The sequence below is a fragment of the Caballeronia glathei genome, from assembly GCF_000698595.1.
Classification (GTDB): Bacteria; Pseudomonadota; Gammaproteobacteria; order Burkholderiales; family Burkholderiaceae; genus Caballeronia; species Caballeronia glathei.
On the sequence record NZ_JFHC01000001.1, the window covers coordinates 1 to 24,510 of the forward strand.

The 24,510-nt window shown below is 63.7% G+C and carries 19 protein-coding genes and 1 pseudogene; 11 read left to right on the top strand and 9 right to left on the bottom strand.

Translation table 11 applies throughout. From position 1 onward, the window contains the following. The 3 genes from BG61_RS00005 to BG61_RS00015 form a co-directional block, all read left to right on the top strand. The coding region (locus BG61_RS00005; protein WP_035940927.1) for an MFS transporter at positions 1–584 on the top strand (584 nt) is incomplete at its 5' end. A gap of 453 nt (positions 585–1,037) precedes the next feature. Continuing rightward, positions 1,038–2,444 (top strand): RNA-guided endonuclease IscB, encoded by a 1,407-nt coding sequence (gene iscB / locus BG61_RS00010; protein ID WP_035940928.1) that lies wholly within the window; start codon positions 1,038–1,040, stop codon positions 2,442–2,444. Next, positions 2,444–3,190, top strand: a complete 747-nt coding sequence (locus tag BG61_RS00015) for a GntR family transcriptional regulator (RefSeq protein ID WP_035940929.1) — start codon at positions 2,444–2,446, stop codon at positions 3,188–3,190. The genes iscB and BG61_RS00015 overlap by 1 nt, the downstream gene beginning before the upstream one ends. 34 nt (positions 3,191–3,224) lie before the next feature. Here the strand turns inward: BG61_RS00015 and BG61_RS00020 are convergent, their stop codons facing one another. Further along, positions 3,225–4,604, bottom strand: coding sequence for a CoA transferase (locus BG61_RS00020; protein ID WP_035940931.1), 1,380 nt, complete (start codon positions 4,602–4,604; stop codon positions 3,225–3,227). 175 nt (positions 4,605–4,779) lie between these two features. Here BG61_RS00020 and mdtD point away from each other — a divergent pair, with 175 nt between their 5' ends. Together mdtD and BG61_RS00030 are read left to right on the top strand one after the other, a co-directional pair. Then, positions 4,780–6,168, top strand: a complete 1,389-nt coding sequence (gene mdtD, locus BG61_RS00025) for a multidrug transporter subunit MdtD (protein ID WP_370818113.1) — start codon at positions 4,780–4,782, stop codon at positions 6,166–6,168. 290 nt (positions 6,169–6,458) lie between these two features. Continuing rightward, positions 6,459–7,733 carry an EAL domain-containing protein gene (locus BG61_RS00030; RefSeq protein ID WP_035940936.1) on the top strand — a complete coding sequence of 425 codons (1,275 nt, stop codon included), beginning with the start codon at positions 6,459–6,461 and terminating at the stop codon, positions 7,731–7,733. 145 nt (positions 7,734–7,878) lie between these two features. Here BG61_RS00030 and BG61_RS00035 read toward each other — a convergent pair whose 3' ends face one another. Together BG61_RS00035 and BG61_RS00040 are read right to left on the bottom strand one after the other, a co-directional pair. Then, entirely contained in the window at positions 7,879–9,153 is a 1,275-nt protein-coding gene (locus BG61_RS00035) for a glycosyltransferase family 87 protein (RefSeq protein ID WP_035940939.1), read from the bottom strand. A gap of 150 nt (positions 9,154–9,303) precedes the next feature. After that, the gene (locus tag BG61_RS00040; RefSeq protein ID WP_129572358.1) at positions 9,304–10,758 is read right to left on the bottom strand and encodes a UbiA family prenyltransferase; all 1,455 of its coding nucleotides are present in this window, start codon (positions 10,756–10,758) and stop codon (positions 9,304–9,306) included. Positions 10,759–11,278: 520 nt separating this feature from the next. On the opposite strand from BG61_RS00040, the gene BG61_RS00045 reads away from it, so the two are divergent. Further along, complete coding sequence (locus BG61_RS00045; protein WP_051672193.1) at positions 11,279–12,382, top strand: glycosyltransferase family 2 protein; 1,104 nt, start codon at positions 11,279–11,281, stop codon at positions 12,380–12,382. A gap of 96 nt (positions 12,383–12,478) precedes the next feature. On the opposite strand, the gene BG61_RS00050 is transcribed toward BG61_RS00045, so the two are convergent. The 3 genes from BG61_RS00050 to BG61_RS00060 form a co-directional block, all read right to left on the bottom strand. Beyond that, positions 12,479–13,474 (bottom strand): 2-hydroxyacid dehydrogenase, encoded by a 996-nt coding sequence (locus BG61_RS00050; RefSeq protein WP_035940940.1) that lies wholly within the window; start codon positions 13,472–13,474, stop codon positions 12,479–12,481. A 52-nt stretch (positions 13,475–13,526) separates the two neighbouring features. Continuing rightward, entirely contained in the window at positions 13,527–15,119 is a 1,593-nt protein-coding gene (locus tag BG61_RS00055; RefSeq protein ID WP_035940942.1) for an aspartate:alanine exchanger family transporter, read from the bottom strand. Between the two features lie 266 nt (positions 15,120–15,385). Then, positions 15,386–15,640, bottom strand: coding sequence for an RNA-binding protein (locus BG61_RS00060; RefSeq protein ID WP_035940944.1), 255 nt, complete (start codon positions 15,638–15,640; stop codon positions 15,386–15,388). 1,264 nt (positions 15,641–16,904) lie between these two features. On the opposite strand from BG61_RS00060, the gene BG61_RS00065 reads away from it, so the two are divergent. Then, complete coding sequence (locus tag BG61_RS00065) at positions 16,905–17,357, top strand: SMR family transporter (RefSeq protein WP_442319921.1); 453 nt, start codon at positions 16,905–16,907, stop codon at positions 17,355–17,357. A 19-nt stretch (positions 17,358–17,376) separates the two neighbouring features. After that, positions 17,377–18,357 carry an NAD-dependent epimerase/dehydratase family protein gene (locus BG61_RS00070; RefSeq protein ID WP_035940949.1) on the top strand — a complete coding sequence of 327 codons (981 nt, stop codon included), beginning with the start codon at positions 17,377–17,379 and terminating at the stop codon, positions 18,355–18,357. A gap of 91 nt (positions 18,358–18,448) precedes the next feature. Here the strand turns inward: BG61_RS00070 and BG61_RS00075 are convergent, their stop codons facing one another. Then, positions 18,449–19,159 (bottom strand): glutathione S-transferase C-terminal domain-containing protein, encoded by a 711-nt coding sequence (locus BG61_RS00075; RefSeq protein ID WP_035940951.1) that lies wholly within the window; start codon positions 19,157–19,159, stop codon positions 18,449–18,451. A gap of 237 nt (positions 19,160–19,396) precedes the next feature. Then, a pseudogene (locus BG61_RS44940) lies at positions 19,397–19,567 on the bottom strand (IS5/IS1182 family transposase); the annotation flags it as partial. Positions 19,568–19,873: 306 nt separating this feature from the next. On the opposite strand from BG61_RS44940, the gene BG61_RS39850 reads away from it, so the two are divergent. Further along, positions 19,874–20,569, top strand: coding sequence for a ferredoxin reductase domain-containing protein (locus BG61_RS39850; protein ID WP_075584106.1), 696 nt, complete (start codon positions 19,874–19,876; stop codon positions 20,567–20,569). Between the two features lie 444 nt (positions 20,570–21,013). Beyond that, a complete protein-coding gene (locus BG61_RS00085; RefSeq protein WP_129572359.1) occupies positions 21,014–21,997 on the top strand; it encodes a hypothetical protein in 984 nt (327 codons plus the stop codon). A 264-nt stretch (positions 21,998–22,261) separates the two neighbouring features. Here BG61_RS00085 and BG61_RS00090 read toward each other — a convergent pair whose 3' ends face one another. Continuing rightward, complete coding sequence (locus BG61_RS00090; protein ID WP_035940956.1) at positions 22,262–23,146, bottom strand: LysR family transcriptional regulator; 885 nt, start codon at positions 23,144–23,146, stop codon at positions 22,262–22,264. Positions 23,147–23,275: 129 nt separating this feature from the next. On the opposite strand from BG61_RS00090, the gene argC reads away from it, so the two are divergent. Further along, positions 23,276–24,205, top strand: coding sequence for an N-acetyl-gamma-glutamyl-phosphate reductase (gene argC / locus BG61_RS00095; RefSeq protein ID WP_035940957.1), 930 nt, complete (start codon positions 23,276–23,278; stop codon positions 24,203–24,205). Positions 24,206–24,510 lie beyond the last annotated feature (305 nt).

The window sequence follows — 24,510 nt, forward strand, 5'->3', positions numbered from 1 at the left end:
TGTCGTACCGCAGCGTGTTCTTCCGCGTGCTGCCGCACGGCCTCGGGCTCGCGCTCGGCTCGGCGGGCTTCGGGTCGATCGCCACCTTCATCACGCTTTTCTACGCGGCGCACCACTGGCCGAACGCGGCGCTTTCGCTCACGGTGTTCGGCACGCTCTTCGTCGGCGCGCGGCTGCTCTTCGCCAACACGATCAAGACCTACGGCGGCTTTCGCGTGGCGATCGTGTCGTTCGCGTTCGAATGCGCGGGCCTCCTCCTGCTCTGGCTCGCGCCCGATCCGGCGTTCGCGCTCGCGGGCGCCGCGCTCACGGGCTTCGGCTTCGCGCTGGTGTTTCCGGCGCTCGGCGTCGAGGCGGTCGGGCTCGTGCCGCCCGCGAGCCGGGGCGCGGCACTCTCGGCGTATTCGGTGTTTCTCGACCTGTCGCTCGGCCTGACCGGGCCGCTCGCCGGCTATGTCGCGGGCGAGTTCGGCTACGGCTCGGTGTTCCTCTTCGCGGCGGTCGCGGCGGCGCTCGCCGTGGGGCTGTCGGTCGTGCTCTACATGCGCACGGGACGCGGCGTGGGCGGCCCGGCGACGGTCTGAGCTCCGCGCGAATTCCCCAGGGACGCTCGCCCCGGCGAGCGTCTTTTGTGGTCCGGCCTTGCTTTTACCTTGCAATCCGTGCCGCCCGCGTCACCCGTTTGTCTTAGAATCGCCGCTTGGCCCCCTTGCGTCCGCTTTGTCAAACACCCCGGCCTGAGGGCCGGAGCTTGCGGGATCACTCGCGGGCTCGAGTTTGACCAGACCAAGCGGTAGCCAGTCCGCTACGTTGTGCAGAAGTACAAGACCCACCGCTGGATGCTTCCTCAGTCCGGCGCTCTGGAAGTCGCAGCAGCAGACACGCCCCGGGTAGGCACGAAACGGGCTGCGACGAGGCGTCAAGCCGAAGCTGCTGCACAACATGGTCGAGGGGAGCGGAGCCGCAAGGTTCCCGTCACAAGGCCCGTAAGGGCAACCGCACCGGACGGATTCCGGGAGAGTTTCAGAGGGGCCGCGATGTCGGTTTTTGTGCTGGACAGGCGAGGCAGGCCATTGATGCCTTGCAGCGAGAAGCGCGCGAAGCTTTTGCTCGCGCGCGGCCGCGCACGCGTGCATCGTGTCGTGCCTTTCGTTATCCGGCTCATCGACCGCCACGTCGAGTCCTGCGCGAGCCAGGCTCTTCGTCTCAAGCTCGACCCGGGCAGCAGGATCACCGGAATGGCGCTGGTACGCGACACCGAAATCATCGTGCCCGCGACGGGAGAAATCCAGCGTGGCGCGGCAGTACTCAACCTGTTCGAGTTGGTTCATCGCGGACGGCAAATTAGCGAGACACTAACCGCGCGGCGCGCCATGCGTCGGCGCCGACGTGGCAACCTGCGTTACCGGGCGCCGCGTTTCTTGAACCGCTCCCGTCCGGCGGGCTGGCTGGCGCCGTCGTTGCAGCATCGGATCGACTCTACCCTCGCATGGGTACGGCGCATACAGCGCTGGGCACCCGTGACGGCACTTTCGAGCGAGCTGGTGCGTTTTGACATGCAGGCGCTCGAAAACCCCGAAATCCGAGGCATCGACTACCAGCAGGGCACGCTGGCGGGCTACGAGGCGCGGGAATATCTGCTCGAGAAGTGGGGACGTCAGTGCGCCTACTGCGACACCGCCGGCACGCCGCTGCAGATCGAGCACATCCATGCGAAAGCCCGCGGCGGTTCAAACCGTGTCAGCAACCTGACGCTGGCCTGTGGTGCCTGCAACCGCGCCAAAGGCGCCTCGCCAGTCGAAGTGTTCCTTGCGAAAGACTCGAGGCGACTGGCGCGGATCCTGGCGCGAGCGAAGCGTCCGCTGAAAGATGCGGCGGCAGTCAACGCGACACGCTGGGTGCTGTCGAACGTACTCAAAGCCACCGGATTGCCGGTGGAACTCGCTTCGGGCGGACGAACGAAGTTCAATCGGATGACGCTCGGCCTGCCGAAGACGCATGCGCTCGATGCAGTGTGCGTCGGTGAAATCTCGTTCGTCACCGCCTGGCAGAAACCGACCGCACAGGCGAAGTGCACCGGGCGTGGCAGCTACCAGCGTACCCGCCTGAACAGATTCGGCTTTCCGCGCGGCTATCTGACCCGTGAGAAGCAGCACTTCGGGTTTCAGACCGGCGACCTGGTGCGTGCTTCGGTGCCCGCCGGAAAGAAGGCCGGTAGCTATAGTGGCCGCGTGGCGGTGCGGGCCTCAGGAAGTTTCAACATTCAGGGCGCCGGCGGCGCGGTGCAGGGCATTGCGCACCGTTATTGCCGGCTCGTTCAGCGTAGCGACGGCTACGCGTATTCAAGGATAGCCACCTCAGGAAGAATCGCGGGAGCAGGGACCGCTTCGCGGTCCGCGCTATCCCTCCCCGCCATGAATGGCGGGGTATCTCGCGCAATCTGATGAACTCGACATCGGAAGACCGCTGGCGCGACCTGCGCCCGGACCCGGACAGCGACACCCCGCTCTATCTGCAACTTGCCCGCAAGCTCGCTCACGCGATCCACGAGAACCGCTGGAACCCGGGCGAGGCGCTGCCGTCGGAACGCGTGCTGTCGGAGGCGCTTGGCGTGTCGCGCATCACGTCGAGAAAGGCGATCGCGCTGCTCGTCGAACAGGGGCTCATCCGGCGTACGCAGGGCGCGGGCAGCTTCATTACGCCGCGTTACGAGGACCCGCTCTCGCGCCTGTCGAGTTTCAGCGAAATGCTGCGGCGGCGCGGCTTCACGCCGAGCTCGAAGTGGATTTCACGCGTGGTCGAGCCCGCCAACCGCGACGAAGTGATCCAGCTCGGGCTTTCGCCGGCGGCGGCGGTCGCGCGGCTGCGGCGCCTGCGCCTTGCGGACGGCATCGTGATGGCCGTCGAGAATTCGACCTTCCCCGCCTCGCTGATCCCCGATCCGATGGCGGTCGGTGATTCGCTCTACAGCTTTCTCGACCAGCGCGGCCTGTCGATCGTGCGCGCGCTCCAGCATTTCCGCGCGGTGAACGCGAACGAGGAAATCGCGCAGCAGATGGGCATCGCGACGCACGACGCGCTGCTTCTGATCACGCGCGTGGGCTATACCGCCGACCAGCGCGCGATCGAACTCACCGATACCTACTGCCGCAACGATTACTACGATTTCGTCGCGGAACTGCGCAAGTAGCGCACCTTCACAGCTTTGCCTTTACCCCTTCGCGCTACCAGCCCGGCTGGTCGGTGCCGATCGGCACGGGCGGCCGCGACCAGTGCGGCGGCGTCGCCGTCATGCGCTCGGCGGGCTGCGTGCAGGTGAGCCTGCCGAATGGCGACTCCATTGTCTGCAAGGCGTCGCGCACGTCGTCGATCGCCGGGTCGGGCGCGCGCTGGCCGTCCTCCTGCGTGCCGAGCGATTTCAGCCAGTGCCCCGTCTGCGCCAGCGACACCCGCACGAGCCAGCTCCCGCCCTCCTTCGCGCGCCGCTGCAGCGCGACCATCGCGCCGAACGCGGCGAGATAGCCGGTCGCGTGGTCGAGCGCCTGGCACGGCAGGTGGCGCGGTTTCGTCTCGCCCGCGGCGCGCGCCTCCGTCCACGCGATGCCGCTTGCCGACTGCACGAGGCTGTCGAAGCCGCGCCGCGCCGCCCATGGCCCCTCGTGGCCGTAGGCCGAGACCGTCGCGTAGACGATTCCGGGACGCGCCCGCGCCGCGTCCTCCGGCCCGAAGCCGCGCGCCGCCAGCGACTGCGGCCGGTACGACTGCAGGAAAACATCCGCCTCGCCCAATAGCGCGCGCAGCGACTCGCGCCCGCCCGCCTCGCGCAGATCGAGCGTGGCGGAACGCTTGCCGCGGCCGTTGTCGATGACGAGCGGCGCGATGTTCGGCAGATGCGGGCCGTTGATCAGCAGGACGTCGGCGCCGTGCTGCGCGAGCGTGCGCCCCGCGACCGGCCCCGCGATGATCCGGCTCAGATCGAGCACGCGCACGCCCGCGAGCGGGCGCTCGGCGCGCGCATCGCCGATCGGCCGCGGCGGCGCGTCGCCGATGCGGATGTTCTCGATGAGCGGCAGCCCCGCCACCGCGCGCGCCTGCGGCAGCGCGGCCCACTGGTCGGGCGAGCGGATGAGCGCGGCGCACAGGCCCGCGTCGGCGAGCGCCTGATCGAGCGCGGCGCCGTCCCGGGCGCGGATCGCCTGCGTGACCGCAGCATGGTCGTTCGCGCAGCCGAGTACGCGCACGACGCCCTCGCGATGGTGCGCGAAGTTCGTGTGAAGCTGGATCCAGCGGCCGTCGCGCGTTTCGTAGAAGCCCATCAGCGGGTCGCGCAGCTCGGGCGCCGCGCCGTCGTCGATACGCAGGTAACGCTCGCTGCGAAACGCGACGCACGCGCGCCGCGCGTCCAGCTCGACCTGCTGCGCGCGCCCGGTGCGCTCCCGAAAACACTCGGCGGCGGCGAGCGCCGACGCGCCGATCGCCGCTGTCGCGAGCGCCGCCATGCGATACACCGACGGCAATTGCGGATCGCCGCCCGTCACCGTGAGCGAAGCAAGAGCGGCGGCATCGCACGCCGCCGCGTGCCAGAGCTGTTCGAGCGGAGTCATGTCTGCGGGCTTTTTCTCGTTCTTCGGATTCGTCAGTCTACGGGCGGGGCGCGCAGCGGGGCAATCCCGAATCACCGTAGAATCGGGGCGCGATTTCCGACCACACCGGAGCCCCATGTCAGAAGCCATCCGCCCGAGCGCCGCCGCCACGCCATCCGACCGGGCGCTCACCATCATGCTGTGGCTCGTCGCCACGGGCTTTTTCATGCAGACGCTCGACTCGACGATCGTCAACACCGCGCTCCCAGCGATGGCGAAAAGCCTCGGCGAGCCGCCGCTGCGCATGCAGGGCGTCGTGATCGCCTATTCGCTCACGATGGCGATGATGATTCCGGTATCCGGCTGGCTCGCCGACAAGCTCGGCACGAAGCGCGTGTTTTTCAGCGCGATTCTCGTGTTCGCGATCGGCTCGCTGCTTTGCGCGAACGCGCAGACGCTCATGCAGCTCGTGACCTACCGCGTCGTGCAGGGCGTGGGCGGCGCGATGCTGCTGCCGGTCGGGCGCCTCGCCGTGCTGCGCGTGTTCCCGGCGGAGCGCTATCTTTCGGCGCTCGCGTTCGTCGCCATTCCGGGGCTGATCGGACCCCTGATCGGGCCGACGCTCGGCGGCTGGCTCGTGCAGATCGCGTCGTGGCACTGGATTTTCCTGATCAACGTGCCGGTGGGGATCGTCGGCTGCATCGCGACGAAGCTGTACATGCCGGACAGCCGCAATCCGGCCACGCCGCCGTTCGACCTCGCCGGCTACCTGCTGCTCGCGGTTGGCATGGTGTCGCTCACCATCTCGCTCGACGGCCTCGCCGACCTCGGCCTCGAGCACGCCATCGTGCTCGTGCTGCTCGTGCTGAGCTTCGGATGCCTCGTCGCGTACGGACTGCACGCGACGCGCGCCGCCAAGCCCCTCTTCCCGCTCGATCTCTTCAAGATCCATACGTTCAGCGTGGGCCTGCTCGGCAACCTGTTCGCGCGCATCGGCAGCGGTGCGATGCCTTATCTGATTCCGCTGCTGCTGCAGGTGAGCCTCGGCTATTCGGCGTTCCAGGCGGGCATGATGATGCTGCCGGTCGCCGCGGCGGGCATGCTGTCCAAGCGCCTCGTGACGCGACTCATCGGAAGCTACGGCTACCGGCGCGTGCTGATCGTGAACACCGTGCTCGTCGGAGCGACGATGGCGAGCTTCTCGCTGACGAGCGCGGACCAGCCGCTGTGGCTGCGCCTCGTGCAGCTCGCGTTCTTCGGCAGCGTCAACTCGATGCAGTTCACCGCGATGAACACGCTCACGCTGAAGGATCTCGGCACCGGCGGCGCGAGCAGCGGCAACAGCCTCTTTTCGCTCGTGCAGATGCTGTCGATGAGCCTCGGCGTGACGATCGCGGGCGCGATCCTCGCGACGTTCACCGGCCTCCTGCCGCGCGTCACCGAATCGAACTCGCTGCCCGCGTTCCACGCGACGTTTCTCTGCGTCGGCGTCATCACCGCCGCTTCCGCGTGGATCTTCGGGCAGCTCGCGCCGGAAATCCGGGCGGCGGCGACACGCAAGGCGGACCCGTCGGAATCGAACTGACGCCAACGGGCGATGCCGCCGGCCCGGCGTGCTGTCGCCACCCGAGCGTGCGCGCCGCACTGCAACGGTGCGTCCGGCACCGCGTCGCGACGCACCCGCCGGCGCGCGTTGCGGGCGGTGCTGCGTGAAAATCCCGTCAGCCTGCGAATCAACACACGAATCAGCGCGAAATGGTCCGGAATCCGGCCAGCAGTTGCATGCGCATGGTTCTTGCTCGGACGTTCTGGCGCCTATCCTGTAAACTGAGTGGTTACGTCAATCCGCGAAAGCACCGACCTCCTGCCCCTACCATGAGCATGGTTGATCTCGACCCTCCCCGCTTCCAGCCGCCGCGCCCCGTCGCCGACGACGACGGCTCGCGGCGCACCGTCCTGTATGGCGAATACACCGTGTTCAGCGTGTTCCAGCCGGTATTTTCGGTGTCGCACCGGCGCGCGATCGGCTATCACGCGTCGCTGCGGGCCCGCGACGACGCCGATCGCCACGTTCCGTCGCACGAAGTGTTCACGCAGGCGGCACGTCGCGGCGACCTGCTCGAACTCGGGCGGCTCGCCGAGTCGCTGCATCTGGGCAACTTCTACGCCTTCGACAGCCACGACGAGTGGCTTTTCCTGAGCCTGCACCCCGCCGCGCTGATGGATACCAGCTACGGCGACGCGCTGCTCGCGGCGCTCAAGGAAATCGGCTTGCCGCCGCAGCGCGTGGTGCTGGAAGTGCCCGAGCAGGCGGGCGGCGAAACGACGCGTTTCGCCGAGATCGTCGATTCGCTGCGCAAGTCGGGCTTTCTGATCGCGCTCGACGGCTTCGGCGTCAAGCATTCGAACATCGACCGCGTGTGGCATCTGCGGCCCGACATCGTCACGCTCGACCGCTGCATCCTCCAGCAGGCGAGCGAGCATTCGCACATCGAGCGCGTGCTGCCGGGGCTGGTGTCGCTGCTGCACGAATCCGGGCAGCTCGTGCTGATGGGCGGGCTCGCCACCGAGCGCGACGCGCTGATCGCGCTCGAATGCAACGTCGATTTCGTGCAGGGCGCCTATTTCGCGGGGCCGAGCGTCGAGGCAGTCAAGCCGCAGGCGGCAGCGGGCGTGATGGACGCGCTCTCGGCGGCGTCGCGCGAGCGCGTGGCGGCCCGCGAGCGGGGCCAGGCCGCGCGCCTCGCGCCCTACGTGAGCGGGCTCGAAAACGCGGCGGCGAGGCTGGTCGACGGCGAATCGCTCACCGACGCCACGCGCGACCTGCTGCAGCTTCACGACACGGCGCGCTGCTTCCTGCTCGACCACGCGGGCCGCCAGATCGGCGACAACGTCGTGCCGGTCGTGCGCACGTCGCAGCGGGCGAAGCGCTTCAGCCCGCTCTTGCATTCGGAAGGCGCGAGCTGGGAGCGCCGGCCGTACTTCATCGAGGCGCTGCGCGCGCCGGGGCGCGTGCATCTGACGGCGCCGTATCTGTCGATCAACGAGGCGCATCTGTGCGTGACGGCGTCGGTTGCCGCGCAGACGCCGCGCGGGCTGCACGTGCTGTGCGTCGATATCAACTGGGATGCGGCAAATCGACGACGTTGACACGCCAGACAAAAAAGCCTCCTTCTGACCGGGAGGCTTTTTTGTTTCTGGACACACGGCAGGGACATTCCCCGCGATCTCTCGCATGGCGCATCAGATCGGCGTGCGCTGCCGAGCCGCACATTCTCCCGATCGCGGCACGCGCTCAGGAAAACCGCCGGGCCCGAGCTTGTCGACGCATCGCCGACGGCGGGAAGTACCGGGCCACGCAGAGACCGTAGACGATCAGTGCAGCGGCGTTGTACGAAACAAATCGCACCGAGAAGACCAGCAGCACGACCGCGAGCGTGCCAAGCAGCATTTCCATTCTCGGCGCGATCGCCGAGCCCTGCTGACCGTGCTGTTCGAACGCTGTCCCGAACAGAATCATCAGCGGAATCAGCGTGACCATCATATGGACCGGCTCGAGCATCGGGGACGCCACCAGCATCGTCATGCAGGCGAGCGCGTAGTCGATCCGCCTGTCCGCATGGCGCCGGAACACGAGATATGCACTGAGCAGGCACACGGCCAGCGCGACCAGCAGCCCGACCGTCGTCAGCGTGGCATTCGACGCCGGCATGCCCATGCCGCCCGATATCGTCTGCAACACGCCTCTCACCGAGTTGTTGCCGGGCAGGCCGCCCATCGAGAGATTCTGGGCGTTCAGGCGCGGCATGTCCGAGATGAAGTAGTGCCACACGACACGAAAGCCCAGGTACACCGCGGTGACGAGCGTGAAAGCCACCGACCAGGCGAACGTGGCGGCCACCGTGCGCCATTCACGGCGCAACAGCAGCAGGCCCGCGACGGCAAGCGGCGTCACTTTCAGTACGATGGCCAAGGCGAGGAAGAGGCCTGCCCAGTAGCGCTTGCCGCGCTCCATCAGGAACAAGGTCGCGGCGAGCAGGAAAAACAGCAGTTCGTTCGACTGGCCCCAGAACACGTTCTCCACGATCGGCCGATTCAGCAGCGCGATGGCGACCAGCAGCAGGGTCGCGCCGCGTTCGTCCCCGCGATACGCGGTCTTCGCGACGAGAATCACGCCGATCGCGCACAGCACGATCGACATGAGCGTCCACGCGATCTTGGCGTCGAGCAGCGTCAGCAGCCCGAGCCATGAAAAGAACAGCGCGAACTGCGGCGGATATCCGTAGAGGATATCGAAGCCCTTGTGCCTCGCGTCCATCGTCTGGAGGAAGGCGACGAGCGCGTCGTGATCGTAGAGAAGCGCCGCATCGTGCGGCTGGTGCAGCACGACGGTGAACGCGTAATAGTAGAAATTGAAGTCGCTGAACGCTTCGACGGGATTGGCGCGAAACCCGGTGGACATATTCATCAGACGCGCCGCGATCAGGCCCGCGGCGATCACGATGAGCAATGCTGCGACGGCGGTTATCGTCGATGCCGGCTTCGTGCGTAAGGCCCGTGAATTCAGCATGGCTCCTCCCGTTTGCGCAGTTGAATGAAGAATGCGGTACGCCACGCGCTCAGGCCGTCGATGGAGCGGGGAGCGTAGATGCGGGCCAGCGCACTGCACGTGCCGCTCAACCCGGCAACGCGCTATTGAATGAACGAAGTCGACACGGGGTCAGCTCGCCGCGACCACGGTGGCGACACACAGGCTGATGACGATCAGGCTGTGGCGGTTCCTGATCGCGAATACGATCGGATCGTCGTGCATCTGCCCGCGGAAGGCGAGCATCCACATCCTGCTGATCCAGTACATCAACAGGCCGAAGAGCACCCATAGCGCCCGCGGATGCGGATAGAGCGCGCGCACGTCGGTGGAATTCAGGTAAAGCGCCAGCACCAGGACGGCGACATAGCCCGACGCGGTGCCGAACGAACGCAGAATCCCCAGATCCTGGGTGACGTAGCCGCGTCCCGTGGCCGATACCTTCCCGTCGCGCAGCAACGCATCGAGTTCCGTATAGCGTTTCACCATCGCGAGACTCAGGAAGATCATCACCGAGAACATGATGAGCCAGTCCGAAAGCGGAATGTTGCCCGCGGCGCCGCCGGCGAGAACGCGTGTCGCATAGAGTGCGGCCAGTGTGAACACGTCCACGAGCATCATGCGCTTGAGGATGAACGAATAGGCGATCGTCACGGCGAAGTAGCCGGCCAGCACCAGCCGGAACTCCGGTGCGGACAGCACGGCGAGTCCGGCGGCGGCGGCAAGCAGCATGAGCGTCAGCACCATGCCCCAGACGAGCGACAACTGACCCGATGCAAAGGGCCGGTTGCGCTTGCTCGTATGGCGGCGGTCCGCGTCGAGGTCCAGCATGTCGTTGAGCAGATACACCGCCGAAGCGCAGAAGCTGAAGGCGAAGAATGCGATCACCTCGGCGATCACCGTGTCGCGCTCGGTGAAGCGATGCGAGGCGAGCAACGGCACGAAGATGAGCAGGTTCTTGACCCACTGGTACACCCGCATTTCCCTGATCGTCAGGCGCACGAGCGATCGCTTCTGCTCGAAGAAGACGATCGTCTTGTTTACCTTCTCCGCCGCTGCGGCGATGTGCCGGTTGCCGACGACGATCGCGTGCCTCGACTCCTTCCACACCGGCACGTCGGCGAGCGCGTCGCCGCAATAGTCGAAGCCATGTACCCCGAACTCGGCTGAAAGCGCACCTGCCTTGGTGTTGCCCGAGAGATTGCGCGCTTCGTCGCTTGCCAGGACGCCCTTGAAGAAGCCAAAATAGGTGGCGACCTGCTCGGCGAACCGCTGATTCGACGCAGTGCAGAGATAGAGGTCGCGTCCCGTTGAACGCTGCTCGCGCAGGAAATCGACAAAGCGTGCGTTATACGGGAGCAGCGATACGTCGAGCGAAACGCGCTGCGCGATCTGTTCCTTCAGGTTAGCCTTGCCGTGCAGCAGCCAGCCGATGCACAGCAGTAGATAGACCGGGTTCTTCTTGACGAGCACGAGGAATGACTCGACCAGCACGTCGGTTCGCGTCAGCGTTCCATCGAGGTCGACACAGAGGGGCACGTTCATTCCCGGCACGATCACCTCAGGCAAGATTTGGATGCTTGTCATTGCCGGCACGGAGAACGTTTGCGCCGGGGTATTGGTCAGAGCTTAGTCGTTCGACACGTTCCATCTGTGCGTTAGGACACGTTCGCCGCCGTACCTCCGAAGCAGTCATGCGCCGTCTATTGTCTGTTGTATCGGGCACAAACCGGTATTTGACGAGGTGCGCGAGCGCACGCAGGAATGTGCAGGAGCGAGTGCGCTGCGAACCTGTCTGATTCGCTCGCGCGGCACGGACAGAATCGTAGTCAATGCACCACACGATGCGTCGGCATGAACGAAGGTGTGCTAGACATATCGCACTGCGTCACCTTGTTTGACCCGCTCGACCGCAGCACATGCGCGCGTGACCGACACCGTTCCGTAGCGCATAGATGGCATAAATTGCATCACGTAACGTGCCGCGATGTTCGTGTCGTCGGCGAAAGCACTGACACGGGACCTGCTCGATGTCTGCTTGCCCCCCGCATCGGGAAGCGCAGGTTCGTCTCCACCTCACATTTCACGTGCCAAGATGCGTACAGCCATGAATGGTTCGCAGGTCCGGCTGCTCACGGTCGTCATTCCTGCCTACAACGTCGAAAGCTGCATCGAAGAATCGCTGAATTCGGTGCTTTCGCAGCGATGGATCGATTCGATCGACATCGCCGTCATCGACCAGGGCTCGACCGACTCGACGTATGCCGCAGCGAGCGCGGTCGCCGAGCGCGACCGTGGCGAACACATTCGTCTGCTGCGTGCGTCGAACCGGGGCTTCGGCGAAGGGTGCAAGGTGGGACTGTCCGTCGTGAAGACGCCGTACGTGACCTTTCTCGACGGCCACGACATCCACATGCCGGACTTTTCCGACGTGATCGTGCCATTGCTCACCGACCAGAAGTGGGACGTTATCGAATACGACGTCGCGATGATCAGCGACGCCGGCCAGGTCCTGGAACGCATCAAACTGGTGCGGGAAGCGCGTGCAGGCGGGCATGCGGTGGACGACGCAGCGCTCATGAATTTCGCGCAACGCTCTCATGCCTTCGCATGGGCACGCACTTACAAGACGGCGCTCTTTCAACCGGACCCGTTTCCGGCAGGCGCGCGCCACCATGAGGAAGAGGCGGTCGTGCCATCCGTCTATGCGCGCGCGCTGAGCGTCTATGGCCTGCGCAAGGGGCTTGTCGGTTATCGGCGCCGGGGCGGCAGGTTCGCGCAGGCGTCGAGCGTGCAGGATGTCCGCGATCTGGCCATCACCGGTGACGAGATTCTTACGCGCTGCAAGGGCGGCGAGCACGATGAATTCTGGATGACCGTGTTCCGCAACCTCTTTCGCCGGACATGCCGGGTAGCGGCCCGGGTGGAGGGTGCGCCATTCGGCGCCGTGCTGTCACTGCTCGATCACATGGCGACCAACTACCGGCGCACGCGCGTGCGGCTACCCGGTCCGGTGCGCCCGAGAGTCGAGCGGTTGGGACGCTTTCGTCTTGGCGTGTACATGAACCGTGCCGCCTATCTCGCGACGCAGCCGGTGCGCAAGGCAGTCCGGCGCTATCGGCATCGTCATGGGGAAGCAGGACCGGCGATGGACCGATACCGGTTGCCCGGTTCCGACACGGCGGCAGAACCGAACAGCAAGACAGATTAAAGACGTGCGCCAATGGCGGCGCCCGTCCGGCGGCGGCCACGAGCAGAAGCGCCGCCGAGGGCAGATCAACCGTCGCGCAAGGCGGCGCGCCGCCCGCTAGGAACTCGCGATTTCGTTCGACAGAGGTTTTCCGGTTTCGAACTCCGTGACGCTTTGCAGGGTCGTCTGACATATCGTCGTCACGGCTTCGCGCGTGAGGAATGCCTGATGGCCCGTCACGATGACGTTCGGAAACGAGACCAGTCGCTGAAGCACGTCGTCCGCGATGATGGTGCCCGAGAGATCGCGAAAGAACACATCGGCTTCCTGCTCGTAGACGTCGAGCGCCAGGCCCCCGAGCTGGCCGCTCTTGAGCGCCTCGATCACCGCCTCGGTGTCGACCAGCCCGCCACGGCTCGTATTGACCAGCAACGCGCCGCGCTTGGCGCGCGACAGGCTGTCCGCATTGACGATGTGATACGTATCCGGTGTGAGCGGGCAATGCAGCGAGATGATGTCCGCGCTGGTGCCTATTTCATCGGGCAGCGCATAGCGCGCGCCCAACGCCTCGAATTCCGGCGACGGGAACTTGTCGAAGCCGATGACGTTGCATCCGAAGCCGAGCATGATCCGCGCGAACACGCGGCCGATCTTGCCCGTGCCGACCACGGCGACCGTCTTGCCATAGAGATCGAAACCCATCAGGCCATCGAGGGCGAAATTGGAATCCCGGGTGCGGTTGTAGGCGCGGTGAATGCGGCGGTTGATCGCGAGCAGCAACGCGACGGCGTGCTCGGCGACGGAGTTGGGCGAATAGTCGACGACCCGGACGACCTTGATGCCGAGACGTTCGGCGGCCTTCAGGTCCACGTTGTTGAACCCGGTGCAGCGCAGCGCGACAAGGCTCGTTCCGCCGCGCTTGAGCGCGTCGAGCACCTGAGCATCGGCCGTGTCGTTCACGAAAATGCAGACGGCGTCATGGCCCGCGGCAATGTCGACCGTTTCCAGGTCCAGCGGGTCGTCGAAGTACTTGAGATGGTGACCCTCGACCGCGTTGGCTTTATCGAGGAACTCCCGGTCGTAGGGCTTGGCGCTGAATACGGCAACTTTCATCACATCTCTCCCGTGTGGATGGAGGACTGTCCTCTCGGAAAAAGCCGGTCGGCTATCCGCCAGCCAAGGCAACGGCAATCTGCGCGAACAGGATTTTCACGATGGTCATGGAAGGAAAAATCATGGCGTAGCCGAGGTCCGGCCGCTCCGTCGGCGCCACGCGATTCGCAAAGGCCAGGATGGCCGGATTCCCCGTTGCGCCACTGAGAACGCCTACCGTCATGTCGAATGGCAGTTTGAACACCCACAAACAGAAGATCGCGGTGATCACGACCAGCGCGACGAGAATGACCACTCCGTAGAGCAGGAACGACACGCCGGTCGCGCCGACGGTCGCAAAGAACTTCGGCCCGGAGGCGATGCCCACCTGCGCGAGAAAGATGGTCAGGCCGAAATTGCGCAGGACCAGATTGGCCGAAAGAGGCATCGTCCAGACGAATGGTCCGAAGCGGCGAGTCTTGCCGAGATAGAGCGCGACGAGCAGCAGCGCGGCCAGCCCGAGCGTCAGCTTGCCGATGCCTGGAATCGGCAGCGGGATCATGCCGACCAGGAGTCCGGCGGCCGCGCCCGCGCCGATGGAGATGAAGCTCAACTCGGCCGTGCCCTTGATGGAGTCGCCGAAGAACTTGCGGATCGCCTTGACGTGCGCGCGATTCACAAGCAGGCCGACGCGGTCGCCGAACTCGAGGATCAGGTCGGGACTCGGCATGATGTCGGCATCGCCTCTGCGCACATGGGCGATCGAGCAGACGACCCCCTCCGGAAAGCGGAGGTCTCCCAGCGGATGCCCGACCACGGCGCGGCTCGACGCAAAGACCCGCGCATAGTCGAGGTCCTCCCGGTGCTTGGTCATCCGGCCCGGGTGCATCTCGCCGCAGAGGGCCGCGACATCCTGAAGCACCGCCGGGTCCATGGCAGTGGTGAGCAGGACGTCGTCGGTCTGCAGAGTAAGGTCCTCCGAGGGCAACTGGTTGCGGTGTTCGCGACGCACGGCGGCGATCACCACCCCGGCCGGCAGTTTCGCCCTCAGATCCGCCAGCCTGAGGCCATTGAGCGCGGGGTTTCTCACGGCAATTTCAGCGGTTTCGATGAGCTTTTCCGGCGGCCGCTCGATCTTCGCCTTGAGCAGGGCACTCAGGATGTAAATGATCAGGATGGGGCCTGCCACACCGAAGGGATAGGCCACGCTGTAGCCGACGGCGGCGCCGTCGCTTTTCATTGCCGCGATGATCGCCTGCAAGGTCGCCGTGCTGGTGCCTGAACCCGCGAACATGCCGAGCGATTCGTCGAGTTTGACGCCGAACAGCGGCACCAGCGCGAGGGACACGCACCCGGAGCCCACCACCCCAAAAGCAGCGGCTGCATTGGCGCGGATTCCGTCCGCACTCGTCAGGCCCTTGAAGAACTGGGCGCCGTACTGGATGCCGATGCCATAAAGAAACAGCAGCAGGCCAAGCGTGCCGAGAAGGGCTGGCGGCGCGGCCTTGGGCGCAAATCCTCCGATGGCCAGTCCGACGAAGAGGACCGCGCCCGATCCCAGCGACACCCCCTTGATGCTGATCTCGCCGACGACGTAACCCAGCGCGACGGTCAGAAACAGCGTGAACAGCGGCTGGCTTTCGAGCAACGCCCTGATTGCATCCATAACGCCCCCATTTTTCTGGATGACCGTTGCTGACGGCGCGGGGACGATCTCGACCCCGCCCGCATCGGAGGCCGATCCCGCTGCCGTGTCTGCATGACGTGGCCGCGCGCCTCGCGCTCAGTCAGGCGAGACCCGGGCCAGCGAATGTTGTTCGATACCGCGACCCCGCGCGCCGGTTGCCGCGCTCCTGGGAACGCACTCCTCGCGTCTCGCCGGTTGATGGGCGGCTCGCACCAGACTGCGACAGGCAAACGTGCGCCTCCGGATCAGGCGAAATCGTCTTTCAGGATCAGCGCGTTGAGTTTCCGGTTCTTCCAATACATGTTGTGGATGCGCTGCTGCAGACTGCCGAGCACCATGGGGTCGACGCCGTCGAACGTCAAGACCACTCCCGGACGCGTGCCGACGCCGGGCTCATGTTCGATGGAATCGAACGCCGGGAACCCGTATTTCTGCAGAAACTCCCGGACCTCGTCGTCCGAAGTGCCGGGCTCGAGGTTGCCAAGATAGAGGCGGGCCATGATCCTTACTCCTGTTGTCCGTAACCGCTACGCCACGACGCAAATGGGACCGTCGATGCAGACGGTGTCGCCCCGCAGTCTCCTCGCGAGGCGGGACGCGAAGGGTGCGGGTAAAGCCTTTGGCCAGTTCGTCGGGCAACCTGATCCTGATCCTGATCTTGTTCCTGATACGCAGCAGCGCACGGGCAGCCTGACAATCGAAAGAGCGCCCATCGGGAGGGTGTTGCGTTCGAGATGAGGACGCGCTCGAGGTTCCGGGCGGCGTTGCTGACGGTTCATTCCCGCGCTGCCACCGCAGGTGCGCGACGCGCATCGGGCACAGTGCGGCATCAGGCGAGCCCGCGCGTCGGCTTGCCGCACTCACGGATGCCGCGATCGTCACGGATGGTCCGGCGTGTCCGCGCCTTCCCGCTTGCCTGAAGCACTTGAAGCATGTGACGCACTTGCGGCGCGCGGCAGGCTGCTCCCGCGTCGTCTCCACGCGCTTCGGCAAAACCCCGGCAATGCTCACGCCGATGTCTGGCCTATAAGCAAGCTGAGCCGCTGCGTCCATGGTCACGATCTCCGGGTGCGTTGACTCGTATGCCCGTCGCTTCGAGGCTGCTAGCGACGGGCATGTTTATATTCTGTCCGCTCGCGGCTTTTAATACTAGGCAACCGATCGTTCGCTCGCAAATTTAAGTGATCGCTTCGTACATGCACCGGTTTGCGGCATCGACCGGACGACACCGCACCGGACGCGCTGTCCAGTCTCATGGCTGCCCATTCGGGCAGCCGAGCGTAGCGGCCCGGCAGCACCGCTCGGCGGATGCCTGGAGCCGTTGATTTCAGGTTTGATTCGCGCGCTGTGCAGGTCGTGCCGCATTCCAGCGGATGCCAAGGTCATGAAACGCTCCATGTTCGGCACGCCCGGCGCTATGCGGGCTAACGCACAGTAGAACCGTGTGCGCATCGATAGGCTTCCCCCGATACAAGCATTCCTCCTGCCGCACGCATCACTCCCGTCGATCCTGGCCAGTCGCGGACCGCTGCAATGGCGAAGGTCGTGCTCGAAGGAGGCTTTGTCGCGCCGGCATGTCAGATGGCTCATCGCGTGCCGAATTTAGCCTGGCTCTCGGCCTGTAGCTGCGCGAGATGAACGAATGATCGTCCTGCTCGTATCGCGCGCCACTTCAATGCACGAAGGATGCGTGCATCCGGCTGCGAATGTCGATCCCCAAGAACAGCGCCGACCCGATATGGCTCGAGCTTTGGGTTGCCCGGCATGCGATTCCATTGCGCCGTTTCTCTCGCCGCACGCTTGATCGTCTCCCGCCAATTTCGCTGGGTTCGTTCTGGAGAGTCAATGAGCATCTTGAGCTTCGCACTCATCGTAAGCGGCGTTCTGCTGAACGCGATGGCCCAGCTATGGTTGAAGGCCGGCACCAACGCACTCGGAACGCTCGATTTCCGCGGGAACGCCGTGCTTTCGACCACCTTCCGGGTAGGGATGGAGCCGCATATCCTGGCCGGTCTCGCGTGCTACGCGCTGAGCGTCGGAATCTGGATTGTCGCGTTGTCCAAGGTACCCGTGAGCATGGCGTATCCAATGCTGTCGATTGGATACGTAGTCAATGCAATAGCCGCCTGGTATCTGTTCGGAGAATATATTTCCGTACAGAGAATGGCTGGTATCGCAATCATCATCGTCGGGGTCTATCTCGTTGCGAGATCCTGACGCAAAACGCGGAGACGCTATGCGAGTCCTGATAACCGGTGCGTCGGGTTTTCTTGGAAGAGAGTGCGTCAGGCAGTTCAGCTCGCGTGCTTACGAGGTGAAGACGACTGATAAGACTGGACGTGTCGATTTTCATGGAGACCTCTCCGATCCGGCGTTCGTATCCTCGTTACCGGACTTTGACGTCGTGGTGAACTGCGCGGCGGTTCAATACGTATCGAAGGATCTTCCATTTTTCTTTCGGAGATCGTACTTCGAGCGAAACAATGTTTTGGCTGCCAGGAATCTTTGCGAGCGATACCAGCGCGCGCCTGCTCATTTCATTCATGTCGGTACCAGCATGATGTATCGGCAAACGGGCCAGGAAAAATATGACGTCATGAGCCCGATGGGCGGAGAAGGCATCTACAGCAGTTCGAAGATGGCTGCGCAGGCATTTGTGAAAGCCATGCCGGGAGCCGCCACGATCGTGCCGTGCATTATTGGTGGCGAAGGGCGCGAAGGCTTGTTCCGTGGCTTCGTAAAAATGATGACGAAGCTCGGCATTGTCGTGTTTCCGGGCCGGGGCGAGCACAAGATCCATATGGTGCATGTCGCCGACGTGGCCAGCCTGATTTGCCGGGTCGCCGAGGTCCGTGCCAGCGGCTTCTTTAACGCCGCAGCGCCTGAGCCTCTGTCGATCAGGCAATGGATAGACGAGATCAAGGACGAACTGGGCATCCGGCGCACGCGAAAGATTTCCATCCCCCTCTTTCCGGTGAAATGCCTTGCGTGGCTGTCGGGCTATCGGTTGCTCGCTCGAGAGCAGGTGCTCATGCTGGAACTCCCGCACGTGCTTTCCATCGACGAGTCTCTGGCGCTCGGCTGGAGGCCTGAATTTGTGAACGCCCGAATTGCGCGCGACATCGCGGCGCATATCAATCGAAGCGCGGCGCTGCATATTTCCGGCGATGTGGAGCAGAAGCGTTCGGATCGCGATAAGCACGGTCATAACGCATAGGGCGATGATCAATGGACTGAGACGGTAGAATCGCGTCCGTTGGACATTCTCCCTTGACGGACCGTTCTGCCCGGGCAGCCGGTTGAGCACCTCAAGAGGATACCCTCACAGGCGTGCCGATCCGCCGATGAATGGCCTCGCAATGGCGCACGAGCGCCGGGCGCGAGAGCACGTACTGCTTCAACGGCGTGTCGATTTCGTAGAAGTAGATATTGGCGACGAAGCCATAGATCGCTGCGTCGACGGTGGCTGGGTCGGGGCCAAAAACATAACCGGTCTCGCCGAGCAGATCCGCCACGACGCGCAGATCGTCGATACCCCTTGCATAGATCTGCTCCGGCTGATAGCGGCCGATGCCCTGATAGTGATACCGCAACCGGTTGTATTCACGCGCGGCTTCAAGATCGCTCGCGCGCACGTCGGCGTGCGCGGCGAGAACGGCGTCGCGAAACGACGGCCAGAAGCGTTCATCGCGCCAGCGTGAAAAGCTCATTGTCCAGTACAGGTCGTCGAGCGTTCGCCGCACCATGAAGTCGAGATTCAATTGTCCCGGCGAAAGCGCGCGGTCGATGCGCAGATCGTACCGACGCGTCAAATGAGCGACGACGCTGTCGCTGTCGCCGATCGTATCGCCGCCGTCGACGAGATACGGCAGTTGCCCCCGCGGCGCAAGGCTTGTGTCGAGGACGTGACGATGCTCGAAGTCGAGCCCGCACAACCGCATGAACGCGAATACCTTCAGACCAAACGGATTGTTATCGGCGACGCCGAAGAGGTCCGGATAGGAATAAAGCGTCAGCATGAAGCACTCCTTTTGCGCCACGGGAACAAGCACAAACGCTTGAGCAAAAAATACCCGAAATTTGTTGTGGACGCTATGTGCTGTCTGCCTGCCGGAGACCGAAGGTATCGACCGTCCGCATCTTGCCGACTGCTTCCCGACGCGGCCGGCCGTAGCATATCGGCGAGTCACCGGGCGCACGCGATCGACGAGAGCAACTTCGCCCCTTCCTTTTATATGGCAACAGGGTGCGCGCTTTTACGCTCTCATCGCATCAATCAACGACTGCGTACCCAGGATACTCATTGCTCGCTTCAGGTTGCACGCCAATACGCGAACGCTCATCTCGGTTCGCATACGCGGAAGCGTTTACGTCAGGAAGTGCGCGGAACACATCCAGAACTTGAGTGTTTCAAACAGATGCTCGACCGGCCCGGTCGCCACCTGAACGCAGCGTTCCGGTTGGCACCGCCAATTGAATGTCCTCCTCTGCGCACCGGCCCACGGCCAAAACTTGCGCATCGTCTGGCGATCGAACGGTGTTTGCCTCAAGCGCCAGCACGCGTATGGGCGACGTCACATGACCGGCATTCAACTACGGCATCTTGCTGAACGTTCCCACGCGCTCTACCCTCGATTCCATGGTCCTGCCAACCGTTTTCTGATCGGACCCATCCATGCAATCCATACACCGACACGCCTTGCGGATGTGGCGGACGTCCTCTTGGAGCAGACATGTACGACAACCTGACTGCAGTTATCGTGACTCGAAAATGGCAACTTGCTCGGGGCTTCCATGCCGTCGAACTTCAGACGAAATTCCGGTCCCGGCTTCCGCCCTTTGATGATGGCGCTTACGTCGATCTTGTTCCGGACCGCGCCAACTACGGGGCGAAATCTTATGCGCTATGTTCCTTTTCCTCCCGGCCCGATGCCTATGTCCTCGTAGTGAGACAGGAAGGAGATGACGACGCCGACGCAGCGTCTCCCGATTTCCCGTTGAATCACGGCAAAGAGGTATTCGTGAGTACGCCGAGAAGCGATGCTGTTCCCGTCGAGGATCGAGCGCGATCGATTCTGTTTGCCACGGATGTCGGAGTTGCAACGATTGCAGGAATCGCGAAACGACTCGCAGCGGCCAGCCAAAGCTTCGAGTTGCATAACTTCGCCCGGTCGCCCGAACGCGCACTCTATCGGGACGAACTGGACAAGCTCCGAGGCCAGGGTCGCGTCCATCACTATTTTGGTCAAACCACCGGACAGATTTCGCAGATCGTTTCCCACGCACTAAGTCCCACTCAAGCGAACTCGCAAATCTATTGCAGCGGGCCCTCGCCATTTGTTGATTTAGTGCATCGCCAAGCGCGCGAGTGGGTCTATTCAGCCAACGTTCACGACATTGTCCTTGGCGGCGGGGAATCCCTGAGCTAGATGATTACGCTCAACCCGCTGCGCCGGCATGGCACCGTACATTGCGATTATCTTGGGGTGGTGCTGCCTAAACTAACGGCTTTTGAACAGAGTTACTAAAGCGAGACAAGGTAACCGGCATCGCCGTTCGATAGAACGCCCCTTAGCAGTTCCATCACCCCTGGATCGTTACCCCGCTGATTCCAGCTCAGCTTGTCCGGATTGGTCTGCCGCAGTTCCGGCGGGCGTTCGAGCAGCAGGCGCAGCGTTAATCGAACTCGATTGGCGCAAGCCGGTAGCCGAGACAGTGGCGAATGCCGGCGCCGAAGGTCTGGACGCGTCCCTCATCGCCCTTGCCGTTCTGGCGGTCCGGCTTTTGAAATGTCGTTACAGAACGACATGCGGTGCGACGTGGCGGATTGTGGAAATATCTTGTCCCATTCGGCGGCGGTCACATGATTTAAGGTGGCACTGACACTTCCCCGACCGGTTGCCGACAGATTTTGCTTCGTTCATCGCTCGCCTCTCTCTACCGAAACCCGATACCCGTCCGGCCGCCCGCGCCATCTGCGAACCGGATCCGCCAGCAACGCGTGCGTATCTGTACGTCCGCCGCACGCAGTTCGCATCGGGACCCGGCCGCGCAACGGCTTTCGTTCGGACCTGCCGCGCGTTGCAGGATCGCCGGTCGTGAAGGATCCAGCGATGCTTGAGGAGGACACCGATATCGTGCCGCCTGGCATCCGCCTGTTCGAGGGCGTGGTGCCGCTCACTCTGCTCGAACAGATCAATGCGACCATCGACGAGACGCGCGACACCTGGCAACCAGCCGACGGCCGGCGTGCGACGCAGACGACTGCGCGCGTCGTCGAACTACTCCGGCAGCACGGTGAGTTCCGGCGCGTCGAACAGCGGGCCTGTAGCATCTCGCGACGCTGGGCCGCACAGAATGGGCTGATGATCGATGGCGAACCGCTTTGCGTATTGCGTTGCATAAACCGGACACTGCCCGCTCAGAGCCATCTGCGGCATTACGACTCGCATATCCTCACGCTGCTGATTCCGCTACAGTCGGCGCACGACGCCGAGGAAAACGGCGATCTGATCGTCTACCGCCAGCCACGCTACTTGCTGTCGGCGGCGACCAACCTGATGGCCAAGGCCTGGCTGATCGCGCTGCGCCGCCTGCCGCTCGCGGTGCGTCGCGCGCAGACCTGGCGCGATCTCTCGCGGCAACACTGCGATCGGATCGCGTGCCTGCCGGGCAACATCTATGCGTTCAACGGCTTCGTCACGCGGCATGCGAACCTTCATGTCGAGCAAGGCGAACGCCGTACGTTGATCGTGCATTACTACGATCCCGGCATGACCGCGGGACTGCGCGTCGTGCCGCGCATCTGGCGCGCCATCCGCGACAAGGTGCTCGACGTGTGTCAACGACGGCCATAATTTACGCGTAACTGTCGAAGCAAAATTCCCCACCCTGTGCGATCGGGGCATTGTCAGGTTGTCGGGGCCGGAGGAAAAAAGGTTGCGAGACCGCCCTCGGGCCCGACTGAGTTTGTGCCGCTGTGCGGCGGGAAGCGCAAGGTCGTCCACGTCATCGACCCGATTCGGTCGGTCGAACTTCTACGAGCCGGCCATTCGTTCGTCATGGCGTGCAATAAGGCTACTGTCCCAGCGAGAACGAACCGAAGCCGCAAACGGCAACTCCTACGCCAATCGCAGATCCCACAACACATCAAGTACGTGGTGCGTGGAACGCTCAACGTACCCCGCACGATGTGCAATGCCGAGCCGACGCCACAACGCCGGGCGCAGCGGTCGCATGACAATGCGCCTGTCGGGTAATGGCGTAGTGGCCTCATGGGGCAGCAGCGCTGCGCCGTAACCTGCCGCTACCAGACTCTTGATCGCGTCGTTGTAGTTGAGCTGAATGCGCGGCGCAGGATGCTGCCCCCCGGTCGCGAACCAATCCGCAGTCAGACGCGAGAGACGCGTGGTCGCGTCATTGAGAATGAGAGGCTGAGCGGCGAGCCAGGCAGGCGTGACGCGGGCCGGACACCGCCAATGCGCCGGCACAAAGGCCATCACGGGGTCGCGGCGCCAAGGCTTTATCACGAGTCCAGCCACCGGGGGCTGAGGCAGCGCGACCAGCCCAACATCCAGCGTTCCATCCGCCAGTCGGGACAGCGTTTCATGCGACGTGAGTACTGCAACCTGAATGTCGATACCGGGATGGTGCTGGCGCAGCACCTCAAGCGCTTGCGGCAACAGGTGCGCGATCGCACCTGTCGACGCACCAAGCCGCGCGCGCCCTTCGAGCCCCTGCACCTGGCGTTGAATATCGTCTAACGCCTGCTCCGCATCGGCCAGCAGTCGACGCGCGCGCTCCACCAGCACCTCTCCTATCGCCGACGGCCTTACATGTCCGCGCTTCCGTGACAGGAGCGGAGCCCCAATGCGGTCTTCGAGTTCAGCGATGTGGAGGCTGACCGTTGGCGGCGCCAGATGTAATGCACGCGCCGCATCGGCAAATGAACCACGGTCGGTAATGGCGACCAGAGTGCGCAAGCGGTCCAGGCTGATCTCTCGCATGTCGGCGTCCAGATTCAGAAAAACTGAATATTCACGTTATGAAATTCAACTTTCTCTATTCTAGCGCTGCATGGAACATAGGGGCTCGTTCTACTTGTTACAACGCACGCCCACCGGAGTATTCCACGCATGAGCTCTCCCGTTGTTTTCATCGACGGCGACCAAGGCACCACCGGGTTGCAAATCCACGAACGGCTGCGCGACCGGACCGACCTTAGACTGTTCACGCTTGCCGATGCGGAACGCAAAGATCCGCGGCGTCGAGCAGAAGCCATCAACGCCTGCGACATCGCCATCCTCTGTTTGCCTGATGCCGCCGCGCGCGAGGCAGTGGGCGCCATTGTTAATCCTGCCGTCAGAGTAATCGACGCAAGTTCCGCCCACCGCACACAGCCGGACTGGACATACGGCTTTCCGGAAATGACGCCGGGACAGGGTGAGCGCATTGCGAACGCACGTCGGGTCAGCAATCCCGGCTGCTATCCGACCGGTGCAATTGGCTTGCTGCGTCCGCTGTTGCAGGCTGGGCTCATACCAGGCAACTACCCTATCAGCATTCATGCGGTGTCCGGCTACTCCGGACGCGGGCGTGCCGGCGTGGAGGAACACGAGGGACAGAGTGCCGTCAACGCGCCTTCATACCAGGTATATGGTCTGGAACTCGCGCACAAGCACACCCCGGAGATCCAGCATCACGCCGGGCTCGCGCAGCGTCCCATCTTCGTCCCTGCGTACGGTGCGTTCCGCCAGGGCATCGTGCTGACGGTGCCCCTGGAGTTGCGGCTGATGGCACCCGACGTGGATGGCGCCACGTTACACGCATGCCTCGCACGCCACTATGCCGAAGCGGCCCACGTACGTGTCTTGCCGCTGCACGAATCGCGCGTCTTGAAGCACCTGGATCCGCAAGTGCTGAACGGTACGAACGACATGTGCTTAAGCGTATTTCCTAACACGGAACACGGGCACGTCCTGCTGTCCGCGGTTTTCGATAATCTTGGCAAAGGCGCATCCGGTGCTGCGGTTCAGAACCTGAACCTGATGCTCACGCAGCAATAGTGGCCGATGGCTTGAGCTAACGTTCGGCCGCACCCATACGCCAACGATTGTTGCCATCTGGTCGTGGTCGTGGAATGTCTCATACTGGCCGAACCGAGCCGGTCACCGATCGTCGCGTGCGCAGGGTCGAGGATTTCGCGCGGCGACGATCTGTGGCTTTTGCAGCCAACGCGTTCGAAGAACAGCAAACTCACAAACCATCTAACTTTGAATCGGCGTTTGGTTCACTCAACTCGGAACTTGCTCCCCGCGGCAGACCGCCGACGCGCAAGACGCCTTCGTTCAGTGATGCCGCGACGGGCCTC

Bases quoted from the DNA above. Each gene is read 5' to 3' on its own strand.
- BG61_RS00030 (WP_035940936.1), top strand. From the start codon at position 6,459: ATGAGCATGGTTGATCTCGACCCTCCCCGCTTCCAGCCGCCGCGCCCC.
- BG61_RS00075 (WP_035940951.1), bottom strand. From the start codon at position 19,159: ATGCTGACGCTTTATTCCTATCCGGACCTCTTCGGCGTCGCCGATAAC.
- BG61_RS00065 (WP_442319921.1), top strand. From the start codon at position 16,905: ATGCGATTCCATTGCGCCGTTTCTCTCGCCGCACGCTTGATCGTCTCC.
- BG61_RS00045 (WP_051672193.1), top strand. From the start codon at position 11,279: ATGAATGGTTCGCAGGTCCGGCTGCTCACGGTCGTCATTCCTGCCTAC.
- argC (WP_035940957.1), top strand. From the start codon at position 23,276: ATGAGCTCTCCCGTTGTTTTCATCGACGGCGACCAAGGCACCACCGGG.
- BG61_RS00070 (WP_035940949.1), top strand. From the start codon at position 17,377: ATGCGAGTCCTGATAACCGGTGCGTCGGGTTTTCTTGGAAGAGAGTGC.
- iscB (WP_035940928.1), top strand. From the start codon at position 1,038: ATGTCGGTTTTTGTGCTGGACAGGCGAGGCAGGCCATTGATGCCTTGC.
- mdtD (WP_370818113.1), top strand. From the start codon at position 4,780: ATGCTGTGGCTCGTCGCCACGGGCTTTTTCATGCAGACGCTCGACTCG.
- BG61_RS00020 (WP_035940931.1), bottom strand. From the start codon at position 4,604: ATGACTCCGCTCGAACAGCTCTGGCACGCGGCGGCGTGCGATGCCGCC.
- BG61_RS00040 (WP_129572358.1), bottom strand. From the start codon at position 10,758: ATGACAAGCATCCAAATCTTGCCTGAGGTGATCGTGCCGGGAATGAAC.
- BG61_RS00050 (WP_035940940.1), bottom strand. From the start codon at position 13,474: ATGAAAGTTGCCGTATTCAGCGCCAAGCCCTACGACCGGGAGTTCCTC.
- BG61_RS00035 (WP_035940939.1), bottom strand. From the start codon at position 9,153: ATGCTGAATTCACGGGCCTTACGCACGAAGCCGGCATCGACGATAACC.
- BG61_RS39850 (WP_075584106.1), top strand. From the start codon at position 19,874: ATGTACGACAACCTGACTGCAGTTATCGTGACTCGAAAATGGCAACTT.
- BG61_RS00015 (WP_035940929.1), top strand. From the start codon at position 2,444: ATGAACTCGACATCGGAAGACCGCTGGCGCGACCTGCGCCCGGACCCG.
- BG61_RS00055 (WP_035940942.1), bottom strand. From the start codon at position 15,119: ATGGATGCAATCAGGGCGTTGCTCGAAAGCCAGCCGCTGTTCACGCTG.
- BG61_RS00060 (WP_035940944.1), bottom strand. From the start codon at position 15,640: ATGGCCCGCCTCTATCTTGGCAACCTCGAGCCCGGCACTTCGGACGAC.
- BG61_RS00090 (WP_035940956.1), bottom strand. From the start codon at position 23,146: ATGCGAGAGATCAGCCTGGACCGCTTGCGCACTCTGGTCGCCATTACC.